We start from the raw sequence: 21,038 nt of genomic DNA, 5'->3' as shown, positions 1-21,038 counted from the left end.
ATTAAGCGCAACCACCCCAGCCAACTTACAGTGGCCTCCGGCGTGATCTCATTGGATGAACTGGAACTGAAACTCTACCGCTCCATCCGGCTGCTGGCCGGCGAGATTAATCCAGAGGAGTTTTCCGTGTACGAATTCCAGCGGGGCGGGTCGATGGACCCCCGCTCGATCCTGATCAACAACCGTTAAGAGGAGGCGGCACCGGCCGAACAGCATGCACAAGAGATTCAAGCGTATCCTGGCCCTGTCCCTTGTAGTTGTCACCCTGGGTGCCCCGCTCCCAGGCCATGCCGCCGGCTGGGTCGATGACTGGATCAGTCAGAGAACATATAACCCACCAAACTATTTACAGGGCTCACAAAGGGGTTACTACAGCGCCGGCAGCTTCAGCTCCCGATGGCCCAGCAGCGCCGATTATCCGGTAACCATCGAAATGCCGCGGATGCGGAGCGGCTGCGGTGGCATTGATATGTTTCTCGGCGGTTTCAGCTTCATGGACTTTGACTATCTGGTCCAAAAATTCAGCAACATCGTCGGCGGAGCAGCCCAGGCAGCTCTGTTCGATCTGGCCCTGAAAACCCTCTGCGAACCCTGTGCTTCAACGATGAAGAGCGTGGAAGCCTTGGCCAACCAGCTCAACTCCATGCAGATCGACGAGTGTTCGGCAGTTCAAGGAGTACGGGCCTTCCTGGATGACGGCTCCGGCGGATTCGCCTCTATGGAAACCATGTCCGGCAGACTTACGACTTCACTCAAGGAAAACAAACTTTCCCAGGGATTCTCCAACCTTTATCAGTCCATCACTGAATCAGACCGCGCCAACCAGCACGTGCCCCAGCCGACCGATGTGGCCCAGGCCGTCAGCGCCTGCAACGCCGATCTGAAAACCACGTTCCTCTCCGACCTGTCGGGGGCAGACACCCTGTTGCTTCACAACATCGGCGTGGAAAAGATGGGACTGCAAGAGGAGTATGTAAACCTGATCCGGGGCTTGGTTGGCGATGTGCGGATTGCCGCCCAGGCCCAAGCCTTCCGGGTTACCTACGTCTCTCCTTGCCCGGATAACAACCCTGATGATGTGGCGGCCTTCATCGACGGGATGGTCATGGCCAAAAGCCGTGACACCCTCTCTTGCTATCAGCTGAACGATGCTAACCGCGATTTGGTGGACTACATCCAGAGCCAGATGCTGGCGGTATCGGGCAAAATAAAGAGCAAAACGCCTCCTGGCCCAACCGAGCTGGCCTTCCTTGAATCAAACCCTCTTTCCTTGGGCCTGACCCTCAGAAGCGCGGTGGCCACAGGCCGGGAAGAGACAGTGATCGCGGTGATGTCCGAACTGACGGCCAAGGCTTACGTGGTGATGATGCTCTCCGATCTCTACAGCCGGGGCGGCCATATCTTGGAGAAGGCCAAGGAGATGCTGGCCAAGAAATCGGTGGCTCAGCCCGGGCACGACGCGGAAAACTGCATGGCCGAGATATTCGCCGAAAATGTGGATGCGCAACTCAGCGGAATGCTTGACAGGATCAACCGGCTCCGCTACTCGGCCCGGATCAGCTACAACGGAGCAGTCGAGGAGGTCAACGCCATTCTCCAGCTCATGCGTGACCAAGAGCAGGTGGAAAACAAGCTGCGTGCTGAAATATCCCAGCGGTACGGCCAGGATGTCGCCCGACGGGTAACGGGGATAAACTGAGCGAAAGGAGAGAAACAATGCACAACGGAGTAAAAATCGCCGCCGGACTGACCGTGACCTGCATCGCCCTGGCCGGCTGCACCACAACAAAAAGACCGGCCACCGTCTCCGAGAGGGAAACCGGGGTCGTGGTCGGCGGCAAGGATGGGGTAATCGAGCAACTTTCCTGCACCGACAGAACCCCGATCAAGATTTCTCTCGGCGAGGTGGACTGCAAGGCCTCCGGCTGTCAGTCCGGCGGAGCGCGGGCCAGCGGCGGCCTGGCCGCCCTGTTGCAGATGGCCGGCGTGCCAAACTTCGAAGGGATCGGAGACGGACTTGGCGAGATGTTCACCGGCGCAATCCAGGGCACCAACTGCTTCCGGGTGTTCGACCGGCGGGCCATGGAAGCGATACGCCGGGAACAGGCCATGGACGGCCAGCAAATCGCCCTGGAAGGCTCCGACTACCTGATCATGGGATCGATCACGTCCATCAATTTCGAGAACAAGAGCAGATCCTTCGGCGGCGGCTTCCTCCCGGTGGTCGGAGCGGTCGGCAGTTCCACCCAGACCGCCACCTTGGGGATGGACGTGCGCCTGGTGGATGCCAAAACAGGCGAGGTTATATCCAGCCGGGCTTACCATACCGAGTCCGGCAAAACCAGCTACGGGATCGGCGGCTTCGGCGCCGCCGGCGGAGTCGGTTTCGGCGGCGCCATGAGTGGCCTGTCCGGCACGGCCATGGAAGAGGTGGCCCGGGACATCGTGGTGCGGGCCTCATATGACATCGCCAGGGAGCTTGTACCGGTGGAAAAGATTCAGATTACCAGATGAATGGCAAGTGGCAGCCAGCGTTACTGTTTTAACGGCCGCATCCTCAACGGGTGCGGCCGTTATTTTTGGTTGTGTGCCGAACAACCCGCAGCAAAAAAGCAAGCAGTCTCTCAGGACGGGGTTGCTGACCGATATTTTTCCCGCAGGGTGGTGACAAACAAACCTCGTATTTTGCGCTTCTCGTCTGAGGTCAGCCTCCTCTTAATCTCTGCGGCAGTTTTGGCGATCAGTTTTCCGTCAAACTCGGGCGGGATGACTGTGCTCGCCTTGAGATGCTCCACAAGTTTTACAAGGTTGCTCTCCTCGGCCCCAGCAATAAGTTCCTCGCAGACAACATGTGCGGCGTCTTCGAGAGACTTTTCAGATGGCGTATTTCCTGGCATGATCGTAACAGGGGCCGCCGGCAATGCTGTTTCAGTTGCTGTGATTGTGATACTCAAATGCTGCTTGAGCCAAGCGACATCAAGCGATTGCAGCGAGTCGGCTTCCATTTTGAGCGTCTGACTCACATTCTTTTCTGCATCGCCCACCGCTAAAATGTGCACTCGAACTCCGTACGTCTGCGCCAGTTGAACGGCAATTCGCAGGTCTTCGTCTCCAGATACCAGGATAGCGTCTGTAATCGCACCATTACGTGCAAGTTCAATCAAATCCGTAACAATTAGAGAATCGACACCCTTCTGCTCGCCAGCGTTGTTCAGGGAACCCAGCCGAACCTTGACCCCCGCCAAGTGTGCGAGGTTAGACTGTTCCATGGACAGGCGCGGCCCCATCATGGCATCATACCAATAGACCCTTAATAAGGCTGGGGACGAAGACTGCCTTGCCCCGCGTTCACAGATATCTTTAATGGTGGAACTGGCGGAGGGCAGGCTGATTTTGCGTCGTGGGATCTGGCTGTTGGTGATTGCGTAGGCGCCTGCTGAGTAAAAATAACCGGCATCGACAAAGATGGCGAATCGCTCCATAATAAACTCCCTTACCAGAGCTGCAAATAAGTAAGGCCCCTTTCGGGGCCTGTCGTAGGCTGCCGCAACCAAATAGCGTAGGGATTGCGAACAGCGATGTATGTAATTATATTTCAGGCAATAATGATGTCAATGATTTTATCATATGAAAGCACAGCAATTTCACAAAGACACGCTATATCGCGTCGGTAGTTTTCACCAAAAAATAAAACCGTAACTCTCCCTTCCGGCTTCTTCTAACACAGAATAACAACCCGACCTCTCCTCCTCGCTTGTAGGCAAGAGATTTCTGCGGCGCTCAAATGTGGCATAAGCCAAACCTGAACAACTACTTTCTCCGGCTCCGGATAAAAGGGTATAGAGACACCCCTTTTTCCCCGGAGGCGAAGAAATGCTTAAACCCTGCCACTCCCGACTGTTCGTACTGCCCCTCGCCCTACTGTTGCTGCTGGGCTCCGTGTCCCCGGCGTTCGCCCTGGACATGGAGTTCTATACTTACGGCGGCTTCGGCCCGATCACCAACGCCCTGCAGAAGGTCGCCCTGATCTTCTCGGACGGGGGTTACCAGGGCCTGTTCTTCACGGTCACCGTCCTGGCGATCCTGCTTTCCGTCGTCTCCTGGCTCGGTCGTCTGTATGCGGGCGCCAACATGAGCCAGTTGGCGTGGGGGCTACCGGTAATCTTCGGCGTGGCCGTCTATTTCGGCCTGTTTGTCCCCAAGGGCAGCCTCACGGTCTACGATCCGGTCCTGAACCGCTTTGAAACCATCAACAACATCCCGGTTGGCGTGGTTTTCACGGCGGGATCGCTCAACCTCATCGAGCGGGGCCTGGTCGAGATCATCGACACCGCCGGGGCGCCGGGCGCCTACCAGCAAAGCGCCGGCGGGATCGGCTTCAACCTGCTGCGGGCCGCCACCAGGGCCACGCCGAAGAACGCCGACGTGAAAGCCAGCCTGGCCCGCTACATCGATGATTGCGTTACCTTCGAGCTGGTTCGGCCGGGCACCACCCTCTCCCTGGACACCCTGCGAAACAGCACCACAAACTTCGTTCCCGAGCTGGCCAAGGCCGTTCATCCGCTGATCTGGACGGTTTACTACGACTCCGCCAACCCGGAAGGCGTCCCGATGACCTGCACCGAAGCCTGGGACAACATCCAGCCGATCATCACCATGGCGTCATTCTACGACGATGCCATTGACGCCATGTGCGGCGGCAGCGGCTTCAACCCGTCCAGTCCCTCCGAGCGCACCGCCTGCATGCAACTGGCCGAGGCCAATCTGGCGGCCGTGGGCATAGCCGGCATCAATCCGCAAAGGCTGCTCCAGCAGACCTATCTGGCCAACCTGCTCTACCAGTTCTACTACACCGCCGATCCCGAGCTGGCCATGCTGGTGCAGGCCAACCGCCAGATCACCACCTCCGGCATGGGGATGGCGGTCACCATGAACTCCTGGGTGCCGATCATGCGGGCGGTGATGACCGCCGTGGCCATCGGCCTGATCCCCTTCCTGGCCCTGTTCCTCCCCTCCCCCCTGATCGGCAAGGCCCTGTCGGTCATGGTCGGCTTCTTCGTCTTCCTGACCACCTGGGGCATTGCCGACGCGATCATCCACAGCGCCGCCATGGATCACGCCGTGGATGCCTTTGCGGACATCCGCCAGAGCGGTCTTGGCGTTTACACTGCCATGGCCTTCCCCGAGGCATCCACCAGAATCCAGGCCATGTTCGGGATCGTCAGATCCTCCGGCATCATGCTGGCCAGCTTTCTGACCATGATGCTGATCCGCTTCGGCGGCCATGCCCTGGCGATGATGGCCGGCAGCATGCAGGGGGCCGTCCAGGGCGCCGGCAGCCTGGCCGGCCGCCAGCTCACCACCGAAGGAAAACAGGCCGCCATGGGCGAACAGGTCAGGGCGGATGCTTTTTATCAATCTTGGGGGAAGATGGATGAAGATTTTCTCAATGGCCGCGCCAGCCAATCCTCCTTCCAGCGATCCTCCGGGGCCGGAACCTGGGGTGATCGCAGCCGGGTGGCCATGACCGAGGCCCAGCGCGAAACCATTGCCGCCGCTCAACAACGAGGCATCCTGCCGGCCGACGTTCCGCCTGAATCACTGACCGGGGCCCTGCACGCCCAGCAGAGCTTCGGCACCGGCTCCGGGATGCAGCAGGTCGCTCTGGATGGCCGGGGCGGTTTCGCCATGATGACCGGAACCGGCCGAAGTGATCGGGGCTGGGAGTCGATCAGCAAGACCGACGGGGCTGGGGTGGGCTGGACCACCCAGAGCTCCAATGCCGGCATGTTCAGCCAGGACTCGGATGGCAACGTCGGACTGGCCAGGACCGCCGCCGGCCTCAAGATGGATGTCACTCGGGCCGAGGAAACCCGGGCCATCGAGAAAGGGGCCCGGGCGATGGCCTACAGCTCCGCCATCGACGATCAGTTGCGGACAGATATGTCGGACAGCCGGTACAGCAGCCAGGCGAGGAGTTTTGAGGATCAGGTTACCAATAGGGAGCAGGAGGGATTAGCTACTAGGGTGGCTGAGAACTCTGGACTTTCCCAGGCTAGAAGCGAAGAAACAGGGCAGACGCTTCAAGGATATCTTACCGCAGGCGTGGGTGGTGGTTTTATTGTCAGGGGTGAGGCAGGCGGCAGAGCTCAACTACAGTGGCAAGGTAGCAACGGAGAAAAAGCCACCTTCAATCTATCTGAAGAACAAGCCAGAGCTTTCGACGAACAACGTATGGCCGCCCGCACCGAAGCCATCAGGGAAACCCTGGAAGATAAGCAACAGTTGTCCTATGGCCGGGGGCTGGCGCAACGGGCTGGCGCATCCGAGGCGCACACCTATCTCAACGAGGCGCAGAACATCCAGACGGTTCGCGCCGCCGGCGGCGTCAACGCTGAAACCGCATTCCTCCGGGACATGGCCGACCGCATCTTTCCCGAAAAGGGCGGATCATCAAGCCCGGAGGCTATGAAAGACACCCTTCAGCATGTCAACTCGATGGCCACCGATTCCCGCTGGCAGAACGATCTGCTCCAGGAACAGCAGAGCTGGTTACGGGGAGAATGGGGCAATGCCGGCGCCGCGGCCGGCGACCCGGCTGTCAAGGAGAGGATCGGTCGAACCAGAGGCGCTGTCGAGGAGCGACACGGGGACATCAGCAGGGATGCGAGCCCCAGCATGGTTGTCGCAGCAGAACAAACCGGGAGTATTACAGCGGACTCTTTCAATGCGCCCGGGCAAATGGGGACACTCAGGAGGCCGGAAGCTGAAACCGTCCACGAAACCAGGGACGCGATCAGGGATCACAATACCAGGGAAATGACCGGGGACGGCAATGTCCAGACAACCATTCCGGGACTTGCGAAGAATATTGGCTCACCGCGGCAGTCCACTCCGGGGCTGCCCGGCCTGCCGCCGGATGCCACCAATCCGGATCAGAGGCTGGACATCAACGATGCGGCCATGCGGAAGCTGAACACCGAAAACGCCGCTACCGGTGAACGCGGTGCGCTCTATATCAGCCCTGACGGGGCGATGGGAGGCACCCGGCAATCCATGGACATGCACCAGGCCGCCAGGGATAATCCCTTCGACAGCTTGCCTGGGCCTATTCGGGGTCAGGTGAATTCCGTGCTGGATCGGCTTTCGTCAGGCAACGAGGAGGGAAGTAACTCTGGGGAGGGAAAGCCTGCGAGTCGTTGGGGGCGTTAAAATAAAAAAGAAATGATGCACCAAGGCCACTGATCTCTATCTTAGCAACCTTGGCGCATCATTTAGTCATCCTTAAACATTGATTTGGGGGAGTAAAAAGGCGATGCGACATCTCCAAGCTCAGCCCTGTTGATTTTTTCGCCCAGGCTCTCCTCCCGAGGCGCCGACAAAAAACCGGTAACCCGTCCAACGACGATCAACACCGCAAAAACCCCGAATATGATCAACATAAGTACAGTATCGCTCATAACCCACCTCCTGCGGCCTAAGCCGCTAATCCTCCATTCTGAGGTAGGATAAACCCAACTGCACAAATTTGTCAAGCCAGAGGTATGGCGTGCCAGAAGTATGCTGCGCCAGAGACATGGTGATCACCACCCACCCACACTATGGTGCTTTTTAGAAGCACGGCAACGATTCCTGCACATAAAATATACCACTTGACAATAAGGTGACGTATGATATTCTTTGGAAAAGCACACAAGGAGACGACCATGGATCTGAAAATACTCGCCCACAACGTAAGGCGGCTGAGGGTCGCGAAGCGCCTTAGCCAAAGTGACCTTGCTAATATAGCGGGTCTTTCTTTGCCTGCGGTCAAGAGTATTGAACTCGTGAAAAGTGAGCCGCGGATAAGGACCATGCAAGCTATCGCCAAGGCCCTTGACGTGAAACTTCAGGTGCTTTTTCAGCCGGTTCGTGAATTACGCACCGTTCGGTTCCGTGCTGCAAAGCGGATGCAGAATCGCGAGAATGTCCTGGCCGAAGTAGCGAAATGGCTCGATGATTTCAATTATCTTGAGCAATGCTTGAATGAACGGAAACAGTTTAAGCTCAAGGAGGCTAGGGCGTCTTGTTCAAGAGCCCGTCTCGCCGAAGCGGCTGGGCTTTGCCGGAAAAAACTGGGGCTGAAATCCACCGAGCCTATACACGATATCTGCGGACTGCTCGAACAAGCAGGCGTGAAGGTTTTTCCGGTCCCAATGGCTTCCGATAGTTTTTTCGGTCTATCCATTGGAGAAGAGGACGGTGGCCCAGCGGTAGTCGTAAATGTTTGGGAACGTATTTCGGTGGAAAGGCGGATTTTCAGCGCCGCCCATGAATTGGGCCATCTTATGTTGCACCCTGATGCATACGATGTCACCAAGGTAGACGAAAGCAAGGAGGAAGAAAAAGAAGCCGACCGTTTCGCTGGGTATTTTTTGATGCCGGACGATGGTTTCCGCAAGGAATGGAATGAAGCGGCAGGACTACATTTTGTCGACAGGGTGTTCAAAGTAAAACGGATTTTTCGCGTCAGCTATAAGACCGTACTCTCGCGATTACTGGAAAAGGAGGTTGTAGACAAATCCATCTGGATGAAGTTCAATATTGCCTATCAGAAAAAATTCAATCGGAAGCTCTCCTTCAAAGAAGAGCCGATGGGCATTGATCAGGCCGAGCCTTTCGGAATGCAGCGATTTGATTTCTACGAAGATCGTTTCCGGCTACTAACCAGAGAAGCGGTTGAAAAAGACAAAATATCCCTCAGCCGCGGCGCCGAGATGCTTCGGATAAGCACTGAGGATATGCAGGAGCTTCTCCAGAATTGGGAGGTCATTCTGTGACACCCCGCCCATCCCATCGCAAACTGATGATCATGGACGCATGTGTGCTGATTGATTTTATCAAAACGGAACGGGCTGTGCTGGAGCTTGTGGTGAAGCATGTCGGGCATTTGCATGTGACCAGTCCGATTGTAGACGAAATCAACGAAATCGACAATGAGAACGAGTTGGTTGAACTTGGACTGATAATCACGGAGCCCGAAATCGAGGATGCATATGCGGCAGGCAGTCAAACCGGACCATTGTCGTTCGAGGATTGGCTGTGCCTGCTTACAGCCAAGCGACATGGCTACACTTGCGTGACCAACGACAAAAACCTGCGGAAGGTGTGTAAACAGGAAGGGGTTCCGTTGCTGTGGGGCCTCGAACTTATCGCTGAACTACACCTGGCTGGAGGAATCACGGCCAAAGAAGCGATGACAGTCGCCCAAGCCATAAGGCGGTCAAACCCAAAACACATCACCGAAAAGATAGTGTGTCGTTTTGCGGACCTTATCCGGCGACAGGAAGGGCATTGAACTCAAGCAGGGTTACTACGGTGTTATGACGGCGACCTTACATCTAACTTTTTGAATTTATGACTTTTTTGCAATAAAAAGATGCCTGGCACCCAAAAACACCATATATTGTCTTTACCTTTCGCACATCTTGTGCTTCAATACCCAGCACAACACTACAGGTTGTGGTTAAACCCAAAAAGCAATAAGGAGGTGGTCAACTATGGTAACGGGATAAAAAAAAGGGAACCTGGCAAACGAGTGGTTTTCTTGGCAGATAGGCACTCGACGCTGGGTTCCCAGGCGGCCTGAAGTGGAAATTCCAAACAGGCTCAGTTAACTATACGTGACTGGGCATCACAGTCAACAAAAACTGTTAAGGACCAACTCATGAATCACTACTATGTTAACGACAATGCCCAAAACACTGGTGAGCGAGAAGTGCATAAAGACGGGTGCTATTTTACCCCGTCATCAAAAACGTACTTGGGATTATTTTCAAATTGCCACCAGGCAGTCCAAAAAGCTAAGACCATCTACTCCTGTCGTGGATGGGTGCAAGCATTGCTCACCACAGTGTCATACTAGGTAAACTGATCTGAAAAGCATGACCCAGACGCTTGAGGAAGCCAACCTCAACTTTCGGGTCATGCTTTTCAGAAATCACCCTTGTTGTCATTATTGACAGGAGAACCTTTTTTCTTGCTTAAGCGTGGTTTAGTAACTACCCCTACGGTTTCGACCTGGGGCGCGGGGCAGCTTCGGCGGCCCAATGGAGATCACCAAGCGCAGCATGATCTCCTTCCGGCCCAGCAAGATCGTTCGGGAGCGAATCAACCGCAAGTAACCGGCGGGGAGGCCATGCAGCTCATCAATTGACATCCACCCCGCCCTAAAGGACGAGGATTCCGGCAGGAACTACGCCGCGAGGCGCAGCCCTTCGGCGGGTTCCTGCTTCATCGAGCGGCCTGACTGCGCCGGCTCTCCACAGGCTGAGACGGCAAGCCCTGCCGCCAGGATATTGTTTGCCGCCACGAGGTCGGCGTTCCCTTGAAAACCGCAGCTCACGCAGACAAAGCAAGCCTGGCTCTTCCGGTTGTCGGCCGAGACGTGGCCGCAGGCCGGGCACGTCCGGCTGGTGTTCCGCGGGTTCACGGCGATCACCATCCCGCCCCGCCAGGCTTGCTTGTACTCAAGCTGCCGGCGGAACTCGAACCAGCCCTGATCCAGAATGGCCTTGTTGAGTCTGGCCTTGGCCCGGACGTTCCGGCCCGGTTCCACCATGGTTCCCTTGGCCGACGCGCTCATGTTGGCTACCCGCAGATCCTCCAGCACCACCACGGCGTGGTTTTTGCTGATCGTGGTGCTGGCTTTATGCAGGTAGTCGTTACGCGCATCGGCGATCCGGATGTGGAGCTTGGTTATCTTGCTCTTTTGCTTCATCAAAAAAAACGGCGTGGAAACCCCGGCGTTCAGGCCGGGGAGGAAACGCCGCCTCCGAGGTTGAATTGATAGCTGTATCCGTCGCCACGTTGCAGTACTTTGCAATGGCGGTGGGAGATTCCCTGCACCACCCCCCGGGCGGTGCCGATGTTAAAGCTGCCGGTGGCCCTTACCGCCACCCGTCCGACATGCACCCCGGCTTTCTTGCCGGTCGGCACCTCGGCCCGAACCAGATCACCGGTCTGGAAACCCTTGATCTGCTTGTGCCGGGTGAGATAACCCCGGGGAAAGCCGAATCGGTCCAGCCGGGTGCGCTGGTAGCTGCCCCGGCCCATGGCGGTGACACCAAGGATCGGCTGTTGCCAGCCCTGCACCGTCTCCGCTCGCCCCACGCAGGCGGCGTCCAGGGCGTGGTTCTTGGGGATACCCTGCCGGCTGCGGTTCCACTTGGTCCGGCCGCCGGTGGCCGCCTCAATAGGTAAGCCGGTGGCTTTGAGCCGGTTGAACAGCGCCCAGCGGGTGGCATTGACGGCGGCGGCGTCCTTGAGTGGCGCTTTGAGCTGCCGCCGGAGCCGGGCCAGCACCTCGGGCTTGCCGGCGAGGAATACCTCCACGAGCTGATTGCCCTTGGCGATGTTGCACTCCCGGCAGGCCAGAGTGAGATTGCTCACCCGGTCGGAACCGCCTCTGGATCTCGGCACAACGTGCTCGATCTCCAGAGGCAGATTCTTGGCCCCGCAATAGGCGCAGGTCCGGCTGAACTTCTCCAGCAGGTACTCCCGCACTTCGTAGCCGGCCAGTTCGCCCTGTTGGTACTCCACCCCGTTTATTTCGGGATCGATCAAGGCCTGGGTGTCGAACCGGACCAGCTCGGTGCTGATGGCGGTGACCGGCGCCAGGCCCCGCAACCGATCCGTCCAGGATATGACCGTCTCCACACGGTGTTGCAGGCTGGGAGCCAGCCAGCCGGACGGCCTGGTCCGGTTGTCGAACCGGGCCGGGCGGTGACGCAGGTTGCTTCGCCGCCGCCGGCGGAACGCCCGACGGGCCTCCAGCCGATCCCTGATCCGCTGGCCGCGGTGGCGCAACTCGGCCAGATGGAGGATGTGCTGCCTTTCGTCGGCCTCCCGAACCAAGGCGATGCCGGTAACCTTGCTGCCGGGATCGAGCTTGACCCTGAGTGGCTGTAATGCGCAATCCGCCCGGGTGCGGTCCCGCAGCCTGATGGTGAAGGGCTTGAGCCGATGCACCCGGGCCCGGCCCCGCGTGAGCAGCAGCCGCGCTCGTTTCTCCGAGCAGGGCATCAACGGCCGCTTGCGCTTGTCCAGTACGAATACCGCCAATGTGCTGCCTCCTGTCTCAATGCGGCCCTTACGGGCCTGGTTACGCGGGGCTTGCGCCCCGTCTCCCCTCGGGAATGTCACGAACCGGCTCCCGCTTGCGCGGCGGCTGGAACCTTCGGCGCTTTGCCTTTCGCCAGCATGATCCCGGCCTTCCAGTGCGGCGGACTGAGGAAGCATCCGCCGGTGGGTCTGTTCGACCTGTTCGTAACGTAGCGGGTTGGTTACCGCTTTCCCTGGTCAACCTGGCCTGTGGCTTTCACCACAAGCCCCGTCCTTCAGGGCGGGGTAGTTGACCCAATTGGCGGAAAACTTCTGTTTGCGACTCAGCCGCCGCTGGGCCCGGGCCAGCTTCTTCTCCAGGCCCTTGAAACTGTTCAACGGCCTGAAGAAAGAACCATCGGAAAGGGTGGCGAACCGGGCAACCCCCAGATCGATCCCCACGGCGGTACTTGCCGGATGTTTGGGTTCGGCAACCTCCCGTTCCGTCTGGATGGAGACGAACCAGTGCCCGCCCCGGCGGGAGACGGTGACGTTGCGCGGGGCTCCCTCGATCTCCCGGCTCTTGATGAACCGGACCCAGCCGATCTTCGGCAGGTAGATCCGGTTGCTGTCCAGATTGAACCCCTGCGGGTACCGGAAGGAGTCGGTGGACCGGCCTTTCTTCTTGAAGACCGGGAAGCGCTTCGGGCTTTTTTTACTGAACGCATCCATCAAGGCCCGGTCCAAGTGCTGCAAGGTCTGCTGCAGGACTTGCGATTGCGCCTCAGCCAGGAAAGCGGTTCCCGTCTCCCGCTTCCAGCCGGTGAGCAGCTTGCAAAGCTCGGCGTGGCGAAGCACCTTCTCGCCGGCGTCGAGCCGTTCCTTCTGCAAGGCCAGGGCCTTGTTCCAGATGAACCGGCAGCAACCGGCCTGACGCCGGAAGAGTGCTTCCTGTTCCTGTTTGGTCTTCAGCCGGTATTTGTATGCCTTGCGAAGCGTCATGGCTCATATTATGCTTTGGCCTATGGAAAATACAACCGATATTCGCACCGGCCGGCACTGTGTCTTCAACCTCCACGTTCACCTGGTCTTCGTGACCAAGTATCGGCGCAAGGTGCTGGACGCCAAAGCCCTCGGCATCCTCAAAGAATCCTTCACCAAGGTCTGCTCCGACTTCGAGGCGGAGCTGATCGAGATGAACGGGGAGCACGACCACGTTCATCTCTTGATCCATTACCCGCCCAAGGTGGCCGTCTCCGCCCTGGTCAACAGCCTCAAAGGCGCTTCCTCCAGGGTCTTACGCAACCGCTACCCGGAGATCGCCGGCCGCTACCACAAGAACGTCCTATGGAGCCCCAGCTACTTCGCCGCATCCTGCGGCGGGGCGCCGATCTCCATTATCCGGCAGTATATCGAACAGCAACAGGCGCCGGATTAACAGCAAAACTACACGCCTTATATCCCCGACCTGAAGGAAGGGGCTTTACGGCGAATTTTTGGTAAAGGTCAACAGGATGGTGGAGCTACAACGGGGCAAGGAGTTGCTGGGTGGTTTTGTTGTGGAAGTTGACGGGACCTACATGATCAGCTCAACCGGAGTTCAGTGAGCATCTAAAAAAGCGGTACGGCGGTTCTGTTAATTATTCTCTGCGCTCTGAATTTCCTCAATACGACAGCAGATCAGGTGCAGGGAGGCCTCGGCACGGGCCACACCCTGTCCATTCCCCTTCTGCTCGTAGTAGAGGGAGCTCAACTCCAGGGATTCCTTAGCCATGCGCAGATTTTTCAGTTGGGCACCGGTTGGGTCCGTTTGCCAACGGGCGATATAGGCCCTCGCTTCTTCTTCGTTGTTGATGTGCATTTTTCTCCTCGGGTTAATATGCAAACGTCTTCAGCGACACACCCTCAAACGCAACCTGGTTGCCAGCGCCGTTCTCCATCTGGTCAAGCAGTTCCTTGGCCACCGGCCAAGGATATTTTGGATATTCCCCCACCGCTCGGTTAACCGTGTCGATAAACTGCGCCCTGAGCTGGAGGCAGACCTGCTTGGCGTGGTGGCCGATGCCCTCCTGGCTGATGAAGTGGACCCCATCCATCAGATCGGCCAGCTTGATCAGGATCATCCCCGGCGGGAACTCCTGGAGCTTTTCCCGAAGCGAAACGATCCCAGGGGCGATCTGCTGCTCGATCTGGGCAAGCGGGTTGGCCGAGCCGGGGCACAGCTGCTCCACCCTGCGTTTCAGGGGGGACGGCAGATCGCCCATCAACAGTTCCGGAGCATCGTGCCACAGGGCATACTCCATGAGGGTCAGCCGTTGATCCGGGGTGATCCCGTCACCGAAGATCCGGCCGGCCAGGTGGTTCACGATCATGGCAACCATGTAATGGTGCTCGGCCAGCGTCTGGTCACGGCCCGTGCGGACACTGTGCCAGCGGGTGACGTGGCCGCTGCGGGCTATGTCGCGCATGTCCAGCGTGGGCTGGGAGGTCTGTTTCTTTTGTTTCGTCGTTTCTTTATTCACGCGGTTTCTTCTTTCTTGCTGTTTTTTCGTTTATTCAGCGCCAGCTACCTCGCTGCAAAATTCAATATGGTCCATATGGTCTACACCACATGGCATAAACCATACCCCCCCGAAGGCGCCGTTTCAATCCACCAGTGCCTTCGGGGGGTGACGAAGACTATCCGTTCACCGCATCCTTGAGGGTCTTGCCGGCTTTGAAAGCCACTGCCTTGCGGGCAGGCACCTGGATGATTTCGCCGGTCTGAGGGTTGCGGCCCTGTTTGGCGGCCCGTTCGCGGACTTCCAGGGTGCCGAAACCGGGGAGGGCTACCTTATCGCCCTGCGACAAAGCACCGCTGATGGCCCCGAAAATGCTGTCGATGGCCCGGCCGGCATCGGCCTTGGTCATATTTCCTTCGGCAACCAACTTTTCAACCAGCTCCTTCTTGTTCATCAAAAAAAACGGCGTGGAAACCCCGGCGTTCAGGCCGGGGAGGAAACGCCGCCTCCGAGGTTGAATTGATAGCTGTATCCGTCGCCACGTTGCAGTACTTTGCAATGGCGGTGGGAGATTCCCTGCACCACCCCCCGGGCGGTGCCGATGTTAAAGCTGCCGGTGGCCCTTACCGCCACCCGTCCGACATGCACCCCGGCTTTCTTGCCGGTCGGCACCTCGGCCCGAACCAGATCACCGGTCTGGAAACCCTTGATCTGCTTGTGCCGGGTGAGATAACCCCGGGGAAAGCCGAATCGGTCCAGCCGGGTGCGCTGGTAGCTGCCCCGGCCCATGGCGGTGACACCAAGGATCGGCTGTTGCCAGCCCTGCACCGTCTCCGCTCGCCCCACGCAGGCGGCGTCCAGGGCGTGGTTCTTGGGGATACCCTGCCGGCTGCGGTTCCACTTGGTCCGGCCGCCGGTGGCCGCCTCAATAGGTAAGCCGGTGGCTTTGAGCCGGTTGAACAGCGCCCAGCGGGTGGCATTGACGGCGGCGGCGTCCTTGAGTGGCGCTTTGAGCTGCCGCCGGAGCCGGGCCAGCACCTCGGGCTTGCCGGCGAGGAATACCTCCACGAGCTGATTGCCCTTGGCGATGTTGCACTCCCGGCAGGCCAGAGTGAGATTGCTCACCCGGTCGGAACCGCCTCTGGATCTCGGCACAACGTGCTCGATCTCCAGAGGCAGATTCTTGGCCCCGCAATAGGCGCAGGTCCGGCTGAACTTCTCCAGCAGGTACTCCCGCACTTCGTAGCCGGCCAGTTCGCCCTGTTGGTACTCCACCCCGTTTATTTCGGGATCGATCAAGGCCTGGGTGTCGAACCGGACCAGCTCGGTGCTGATGGCGGTGACCGGCGCCAGGCCCCGCAACCGATCCGTCCAGGATATGACCGTCTCCACACGGTGTTGCAGGCTGGGAGCCAGCCAGCCGGACGGCCTGGTCCGGTTGTCGAACCGGGCCGGGCGGTGACGCAGGTTGCTTCGCCGCCGCCGGCGGAACGCCCGACGGGCCTCCAGCCGATCCCTGATCCGCTGGCCGCGGTGGCGCAACTCGGCCAGATGGAGGATGTGCTGCCTTTCGTCGGCCTCCCGAACCAAGGCGATGCCGGTAACCTTGCTGCCGGGATCGAGCTTGACCCTGAGTGGCTGTAATGCGCAATCCGCCCGGGTGCGGTCCCGCAGCCTGATGGTGAAGGGCTTGAGCCGATGCACCCGGGCCCGGCCCCGCGTGAGCAGCAGCCGCGCTCGTTTCTCCGAGCAGGGCATCAACGGCCGCTTGCGCTTGTCCAGTACGAATACCGCCAATGTGCTGCCTCCTGTCTCAATGCGGCCCTTACGGGCCTGGTTACGCGGGGCTTGCGCCCCGTCTCCCCTCGGGAATGTCACGAACCGGCTCCCGCTTGCGCGGCGGCTGGAACCTTCGGCGCTTTGCCTTTCGCCAGCATGATCCCGGCCTTCCAGTGCGGCGGACTGAGGAAGCATCCGCCGGTGGGTCTGTTCGACCTGTTCGTAACGTAGCGGGTTGGTTACCGCTTTCCCTGGTCAACCTGGCCTGTGGCTTTCACCACAAGCCCCGTCCTTCAGGGCGGGGTAGTTGACCTCCTTAGTTTTGATAATTATCAGCCTATTACTGAAGCTGAACTTTAACCGTTTCGTACTCAAAGGTGAGCGAAAAAAGTGAGGATAGAGTTCGCATGACGATAAAAAGCTCCTGGGGCAACTGATCGAGGAAATCAGTCAGGTTTGCGCCAATATTGTCACCACAAGAGATCTGGTTGTCGGTGGTGAACCTGCACTCAACTACGCCTGTTTGGCCACAAATGGGGCTAACGCCGCAGTTCTGGGCGAAAAAACTAATAGCCTCATCCCCGATAGAGCCGTCTTTGCTGACAAACAATTCGATATGATAAACGGAAACATTTGATGAGACATCCCAGGAAACAGTGAAAGAGCCGTCATCGACCCCGGGGTTAATCGGAACAACCCCATTCACTGGGTCTGCGGTTCCGGTGATCCCGAAGTGGTTTATGCTGACTGAAATATCATTTTGCGAAGCATCTGGGGCCTCTCTTGTAAACACGGAATCAGAACTCAGACACCCGGAAAAAGCGAATAGAAAAACGATCATCAACAACCACCAACCTCTCTTCATAAGGCCCTCCGTTTTATTTAAGATTTATCTAACACGTTAACGCCGCTATATTATATTAAGATATATTTTTTTCGCCCTAAAAATATCCCACCTCCAACTTTCCGGTATCACCATGTGCCTTACACTGTTCCGGCCTGACGCCTTTCTTTCGCATTGCTATTCCATACCCGGCGGGCACAACCGTCGTTGCAATACTTTTTTGTCCCCTTCTGGCTGACGAAATGGTTGCCGCAGCCAGGACAAACCAGCAGGGCATCCTGGGGCTGCCCGTCAAGACTCATAAGGGCGTTGCAGATGTCGCCGGCCCGGGCGTTGCCGTTGGTGCCGACAACCTTGACATCCACCTGACCTTCATGGACGGTGGCAACAATTTTGCCGGTGAACTCGAACTCGAAACTGTCGCCGGCATTGAGTTTGGTACCCAGGTCGTTGAGCATGGCGGCCAGTTGCTCACGTTCCTGTCGCACGGGGACAGGATCGAGGGGGTGGCCGCTGTTGATGTACTGCACCAGGTCGTTGAATGTCGTTTTGGTGGTCATTGGACTCCTCCTTACAGGTTTCAATTTTTTCTATTCCTTACGGGCGGAATTAATTCGGTTTTTGTTGGGCGGCGTCGGCGGGCGGGACGCCCTTTGTCGATCCAGGCGGCCAGATCGCCCCGGTGGACCCGAATTGATCTCCCGAAACGATAGGTTCGTATGGGCAGCACCGGGTGATCGACTGCCATAGCCCGATACCACCAGCCGTAGGTCATGCCGGTCATCTCGGCCGCCTCGCGCAGGGGGATCAGCTTGCAATCCTCCAACCCGATCAACGGCTGCTGGCCGCTTTCCCGCACCCGTTGCACCAGCTTTTCCGCCCACGGCAGGTATTGGGCGAAATCGTTGTTGATCTCCTCGATCTCTTGCATGGTGAATTCGCGGAACGGATACCGGGATATGATCCCTTCGCGGATTTCGCCGTAGCGTCGGCCGTCGAACCAGGCGTGGGTCATGGCTTGGGCCAGCACCACCGCCAGCGGATCGGGCTGTGCCGGCGGCTTGCCATCCATCGTCGAAAGCAGCCCTCGGGTCAGAGCAGAATAGCTGAAAGTCCGAACCTTCTCCACATGGGCGTGCCAGTGGCCATCCCACTCGAACTCCTCTGGGGCCAACGCACCCTGCCGGACCAGGTGACTCTTCTCCATTACTTCCTTAAACTCGGCAAAATAGGGCTGCGCCATCTCCCAGGCCCGGCGGTCGATTCGGGCCTGAAGTTCCGGCGGCAGCGGCGGCAAAGGCAGTTCGGTCGGCGGATTGTTTTCGGCCGGATCAATGTCCACGACCGGCTTGCGCTTGGCCACCCCCTCGGTCCAATACTGCCAGAGCACTTCGTCGCATTCCTCCTGGTACAGTCTGATTTTTTCCCGGAGTTCAGGTTTGACCTTCCGGGCATCCACCGAGTAGAGCCAAGCCGGAAGCTTGCGGACCGGAAGGCAGATAGTTTTACGCTGTTTGCCGTCGGCGGCAACCGTCGTCATCATGACGACGGTTGCCGCGAAGCGACCAACTATCTTGCGATGCTGTGTGTTCCACCAGAGCCCCATGCCTTCCACAATTGGCCTGAGAGGCGCGTAGGGCTTGCCCTCAAAATCAATCACAAAAAGGGTGTCCCCGTGGAACGGGACGGTAATCAGTTGCCGGGGTTCTTGTTCGGTTTTCCTTTCCATAATTTCCTCCTTTTATCGTGCCAATCGATCCACCAGCCGGGCGGCCGGATTGTTCAGAACATCCCCAGGCCGACGGTACGACACCGCCGTCTGGACGTTTTTATGGGTGGTCAACATCATCTGGTTTTCCAAAGTGATCCCCTGCAAGCCGCACTCGGTACTGAACCCGGCCCGCAGGCTATGACCGCCATACAGATCCGGATCAAGGCCGGCCCGGGCCGCCCGGTCCTTGATGATCAGGTTGACGGCATGACCGGACAGTCCGACCCCGACATTGCCGTGCCGGTCGATCTGACGAAAGATCGGACCAGCCAGGGCCTCGGCCGCCACGATCCAGTCAGTCAGTCGTTGAGCGGCCAGGCCGCAGACCGGCAGGATCACCCCCTGTTTTTCCCGGTCGCCTTTCGACTCGGGCATGAAATAGAGGTAGTCATCGCCCCGGGCGGTCAGGTGCTCGCAGATCGCGCCGGCGATCTCCGCCCGGCGCCGGCCGCCGGTGGCCCAGCCGAACAGCAGCAGGGCCACGTCCCGCTTGTCAGTCAACGATTTGCCTTGGCAGGTCTGAAGCATCCGGCCCAGGATTTCCAGGGTGATCGGGGCCCGCTGCTTGGGCCGCTCGCCATTGATGATGGCGCTCTTGCGGGCGTTCTGCAGGAGCTTTTTGACCCGGAACGAACGGCAGGGGTTTTTCTCGTAGGCCAGGCCCTGGACATCATGGGCGACGGCCAGAGAGGATACCCGCCGACGGACGGTGCTGAACTTGTGGGGTCCGGGCTTTTTCTTGGACCCCCGGCTCAACATGGCGTTTTCCACCCGCAGACCCAGACCTTTGATGTGATCCGAGATGAACGCCTCGACCACCTCCACCGGAACCGGATATGCGGGCTTGCTTATTCCGAAGGAAATATCCGCCCAAGACCAGAAATACCGAAGATCGTCCCGGATCGCCCGGATGGTCTCCGGGGCGGTTCCTTCCCGATGGATTTGCGCTATCTTTGCCTTGGTTTCATGCAGGTCCATCGGCAACCAGACAGTTGCCGATGGACCGGGGACCAGCTCGAAAGTTTCATCGTGCATTTTCATGCCCTCCTACCCCCTTTTATCCGGCGCCGGAGAAAATAGTTGGGGGTCAGAGCAAAAAAATGGCCGGGCTGTCCTATGCGGACAATCCGGCCATCGTGCATGCAATCCAGATGGGCTTTTTGTTTTGGAAATGGTCCCCTGAGCTGCTTCGATTCCAGGGCTTCGATAATTGAACGTTAACGGAGGTTAAGTAGGGTTTTCCGCTCTATTACTTGCTTACTGTCGCCCTTGGCATTATACGCCATTCTAAACGACCTGCACCACTAGTGGCGCCAATGAGCTTGCCGCGTCAGCGGGTGAAGCCCACCATCCTGAATCACTATCGTCAACTAATTTATGGGTGAGTGGGCTTTACAAGCTTAACCACGAAAATCCATTCATTGCCCCCCAAATGCTGTGTCGCGGCCTAAGATACATCGCACAAGTCCCAGGTGGAGATTGTTCCAAGTAGACACGGAGAGTTTCAGGATCGCGGAACATTCGACAACCTAACGTGGGATTGAGCCGACGGCCCACCGCAGGTGGCCGGTCGGCTTGAGCGCCGGGTTAGATTAGCTTCGCCTTAAGATGAGGTGGTCGAGTAAAGAAAGACATTTATGTTGAGGCGCCTCGCCTAACCTCGAAACTGTAGCCTTGAACAGCTCCTTGCAGCTCATTTGTCGCCGCAATTAATTCATCTTTCTTGATTGCAAGATTGACTTGAAGTATTAGTTGAGTTTTAACCTCTTGATTGAGAAGGAGGAACCGGAGATCACGTTCATCCCCGGCAAAATACCGGAGATTTAATATGAATAATGGCGACGTATCTTTACTAGGAAGATAACGAAACCTACCGTAGAAAATATTTTTAGGAAAGTCGCCATATCCATAAGCTTCGCATTCAAAAAACCCAACATCAACGCTGGCTCCATCGAAGTAGCTTACTGTCTTGGGTACGTGGCCATAACACTCAATGTTACCTCCGAAGCCAAGCTCCATGCTTGCCTGATAACGGATTTCATTGAGGATAATGGACAGACCG

19 protein-coding genes and 2 pseudogenes are annotated in these 21,038 nt (G+C 57.9%); 7 read left to right on the top strand and 14 right to left on the bottom strand.

Annotated elements, in window-relative coordinates; all coding sequences use genetic code 11:
* From ACHHRT_RS12545 to ACHHRT_RS12535, 3 genes and pseudogenes are all read left to right on the top strand, one after another.
* A pseudogene (locus ACHHRT_RS12545) lies at window positions 1–189 on the top strand (conjugal transfer protein TraF); the annotation flags it as partial.
* A 25-nt stretch (window positions 190–214) separates the two neighbouring features.
* Window positions 215–1,699 carry a conjugal transfer protein TraH gene (locus tag ACHHRT_RS12540; RefSeq protein ID WP_395500118.1) on the top strand — a complete coding sequence of 495 codons (1,485 nt, stop codon included), beginning with the start codon at window positions 215–217 and terminating at the stop codon, window positions 1,697–1,699.
* Between the two features lie 17 nt (window positions 1,700–1,716).
* Complete coding sequence (locus tag ACHHRT_RS12535; RefSeq protein WP_395500117.1) at window positions 1,717–2,514, top strand: CsgG/HfaB family protein; 798 nt, start codon at window positions 1,717–1,719, stop codon at window positions 2,512–2,514.
* Window positions 2,515–2,624: 110 nt separating this feature from the next.
* On the opposite strand, the gene ACHHRT_RS12530 is transcribed toward ACHHRT_RS12535, so the two are convergent.
* Entirely contained in the window at window positions 2,625–3,482 is an 858-nt protein-coding gene (locus tag ACHHRT_RS12530; RefSeq protein ID WP_395500116.1) for an NYN domain-containing protein, read from the bottom strand.
* A 391-nt stretch (window positions 3,483–3,873) separates the two neighbouring features.
* On the opposite strand from ACHHRT_RS12530, the gene ACHHRT_RS12525 reads away from it, so the two are divergent.
* On the top strand, window positions 3,874–7,212 hold the full coding sequence (locus tag ACHHRT_RS12525; protein ID WP_395500115.1) for a conjugal transfer protein TraG N-terminal domain-containing protein: 3,339 nt from the start codon (window positions 3,874–3,876) through the stop codon (window positions 7,210–7,212).
* Window positions 7,213–7,274: 62 nt separating this feature from the next.
* Here ACHHRT_RS12525 and ACHHRT_RS12520 read toward each other — a convergent pair whose 3' ends face one another.
* Window positions 7,275–7,460 (bottom strand): hypothetical protein, encoded by a 186-nt coding sequence (locus ACHHRT_RS12520; protein ID WP_395500114.1) that lies wholly within the window; start codon window positions 7,458–7,460, stop codon window positions 7,275–7,277.
* A gap of 246 nt (window positions 7,461–7,706) precedes the next feature.
* Here ACHHRT_RS12520 and ACHHRT_RS12515 point away from each other — a divergent pair, with 246 nt between their 5' ends.
* Both ACHHRT_RS12515 and ACHHRT_RS12510 read left to right on the top strand, forming a co-directional pair.
* Window positions 7,707–8,819 (top strand): ImmA/IrrE family metallo-endopeptidase, encoded by a 1,113-nt coding sequence (locus tag ACHHRT_RS12515; protein ID WP_395500113.1) that lies wholly within the window; start codon window positions 7,707–7,709, stop codon window positions 8,817–8,819.
* A 26-nt stretch (window positions 8,820–8,845) separates the two neighbouring features.
* On the top strand, window positions 8,846–9,337 hold the full coding sequence (locus ACHHRT_RS12510; RefSeq protein WP_395500112.1) for a hypothetical protein: 492 nt from the start codon (window positions 8,846–8,848) through the stop codon (window positions 9,335–9,337).
* Between the two features lie 897 nt (window positions 9,338–10,234).
* Here the strand turns inward: ACHHRT_RS12510 and ACHHRT_RS12505 are convergent.
* From ACHHRT_RS12505 to ACHHRT_RS12495, 3 genes and pseudogenes are all read right to left on the bottom strand, one after another.
* Window positions 10,235–10,756, bottom strand: a pseudogene (locus tag ACHHRT_RS12505) (RNA-guided endonuclease InsQ/TnpB family protein); the annotation flags it as partial.
* Between the two features lie 32 nt (window positions 10,757–10,788).
* On the bottom strand, window positions 10,789–12,102 hold the full coding sequence (gene iscB, locus ACHHRT_RS12500) for an RNA-guided endonuclease IscB (protein WP_395500106.1): 1,314 nt from the start codon (window positions 12,100–12,102) through the stop codon (window positions 10,789–10,791).
* A gap of 237 nt (window positions 12,103–12,339) precedes the next feature.
* Window positions 12,340–13,083, bottom strand: a complete 744-nt coding sequence (locus tag ACHHRT_RS12495) for an RNA-guided endonuclease InsQ/TnpB family protein (protein WP_395500111.1) — start codon at window positions 13,081–13,083, stop codon at window positions 12,340–12,342.
* 22 nt (window positions 13,084–13,105) lie between these two features.
* Between ACHHRT_RS12495 and tnpA the strand changes: the two genes are divergently transcribed.
* Complete coding sequence (gene tnpA, locus ACHHRT_RS12490; RefSeq protein WP_395500110.1) at window positions 13,106–13,519, top strand: IS200/IS605 family transposase; 414 nt, start codon at window positions 13,106–13,108, stop codon at window positions 13,517–13,519.
* 198 nt (window positions 13,520–13,717) lie between these two features.
* Here tnpA and ACHHRT_RS12485 read toward each other — a convergent pair whose 3' ends face one another.
* From ACHHRT_RS12485 to ACHHRT_RS12445, 9 genes are all read right to left on the bottom strand, one after another.
* Window positions 13,718–13,942, bottom strand: a complete 225-nt coding sequence (locus ACHHRT_RS12485; protein ID WP_395500109.1) for a hypothetical protein — start codon at window positions 13,940–13,942, stop codon at window positions 13,718–13,720.
* A 13-nt stretch (window positions 13,943–13,955) separates the two neighbouring features.
* On the bottom strand, window positions 13,956–14,603 hold the full coding sequence (locus ACHHRT_RS12480; RefSeq protein ID WP_395500108.1) for a YfbR-like 5'-deoxynucleotidase: 648 nt from the start codon (window positions 14,601–14,603) through the stop codon (window positions 13,956–13,958).
* 157 nt (window positions 14,604–14,760) lie between these two features.
* On the bottom strand, window positions 14,761–15,036 hold the full coding sequence (locus tag ACHHRT_RS12475; protein ID WP_395500107.1) for an HU family DNA-binding protein: 276 nt from the start codon (window positions 15,034–15,036) through the stop codon (window positions 14,761–14,763).
* 29 nt (window positions 15,037–15,065) lie between these two features.
* Window positions 15,066–16,379, bottom strand: coding sequence for an RNA-guided endonuclease IscB (gene iscB, locus ACHHRT_RS12470; RefSeq protein ID WP_395500106.1), 1,314 nt, complete (start codon window positions 16,377–16,379; stop codon window positions 15,066–15,068).
* Between the two features lie 322 nt (window positions 16,380–16,701).
* Complete coding sequence (locus tag ACHHRT_RS12465) at window positions 16,702–17,226, bottom strand: hypothetical protein (RefSeq protein ID WP_395500105.1); 525 nt, start codon at window positions 17,224–17,226, stop codon at window positions 16,702–16,704.
* Window positions 17,227–17,345: 119 nt separating this feature from the next.
* Window positions 17,346–17,765, bottom strand: a complete 420-nt coding sequence (locus ACHHRT_RS12460; RefSeq protein ID WP_395500104.1) for a hypothetical protein — start codon at window positions 17,763–17,765, stop codon at window positions 17,346–17,348.
* A 20-nt stretch (window positions 17,766–17,785) separates the two neighbouring features.
* Window positions 17,786–18,934: a phage antirepressor N-terminal domain-containing protein gene (locus tag ACHHRT_RS12455; protein ID WP_395500103.1), complete on the bottom strand. Its 1,149-nt coding sequence runs from the start codon at window positions 18,932–18,934 to the stop codon at window positions 17,786–17,788.
* A gap of 12 nt (window positions 18,935–18,946) precedes the next feature.
* Window positions 18,947–20,011, bottom strand: coding sequence for a site-specific integrase (locus ACHHRT_RS12450; RefSeq protein WP_395500102.1), 1,065 nt, complete (start codon window positions 20,009–20,011; stop codon window positions 18,947–18,949).
* Between the two features lie 600 nt (window positions 20,012–20,611).
* Window positions 20,612–21,038 (bottom strand): hypothetical protein (locus ACHHRT_RS12445; protein ID WP_395500101.1); only part of this gene is annotated, 427 nt, incomplete at its 5' end.

Source organism: Desulfurivibrio modestus (genome assembly GCF_044068625.1).
Lineage (GTDB): Bacteria > Desulfobacterota > Desulfobulbia > Desulfobulbales > Desulfurivibrionaceae > Desulfurivibrio.
This window is presented reverse-complemented; position numbering and strand designations above follow the sequence as displayed.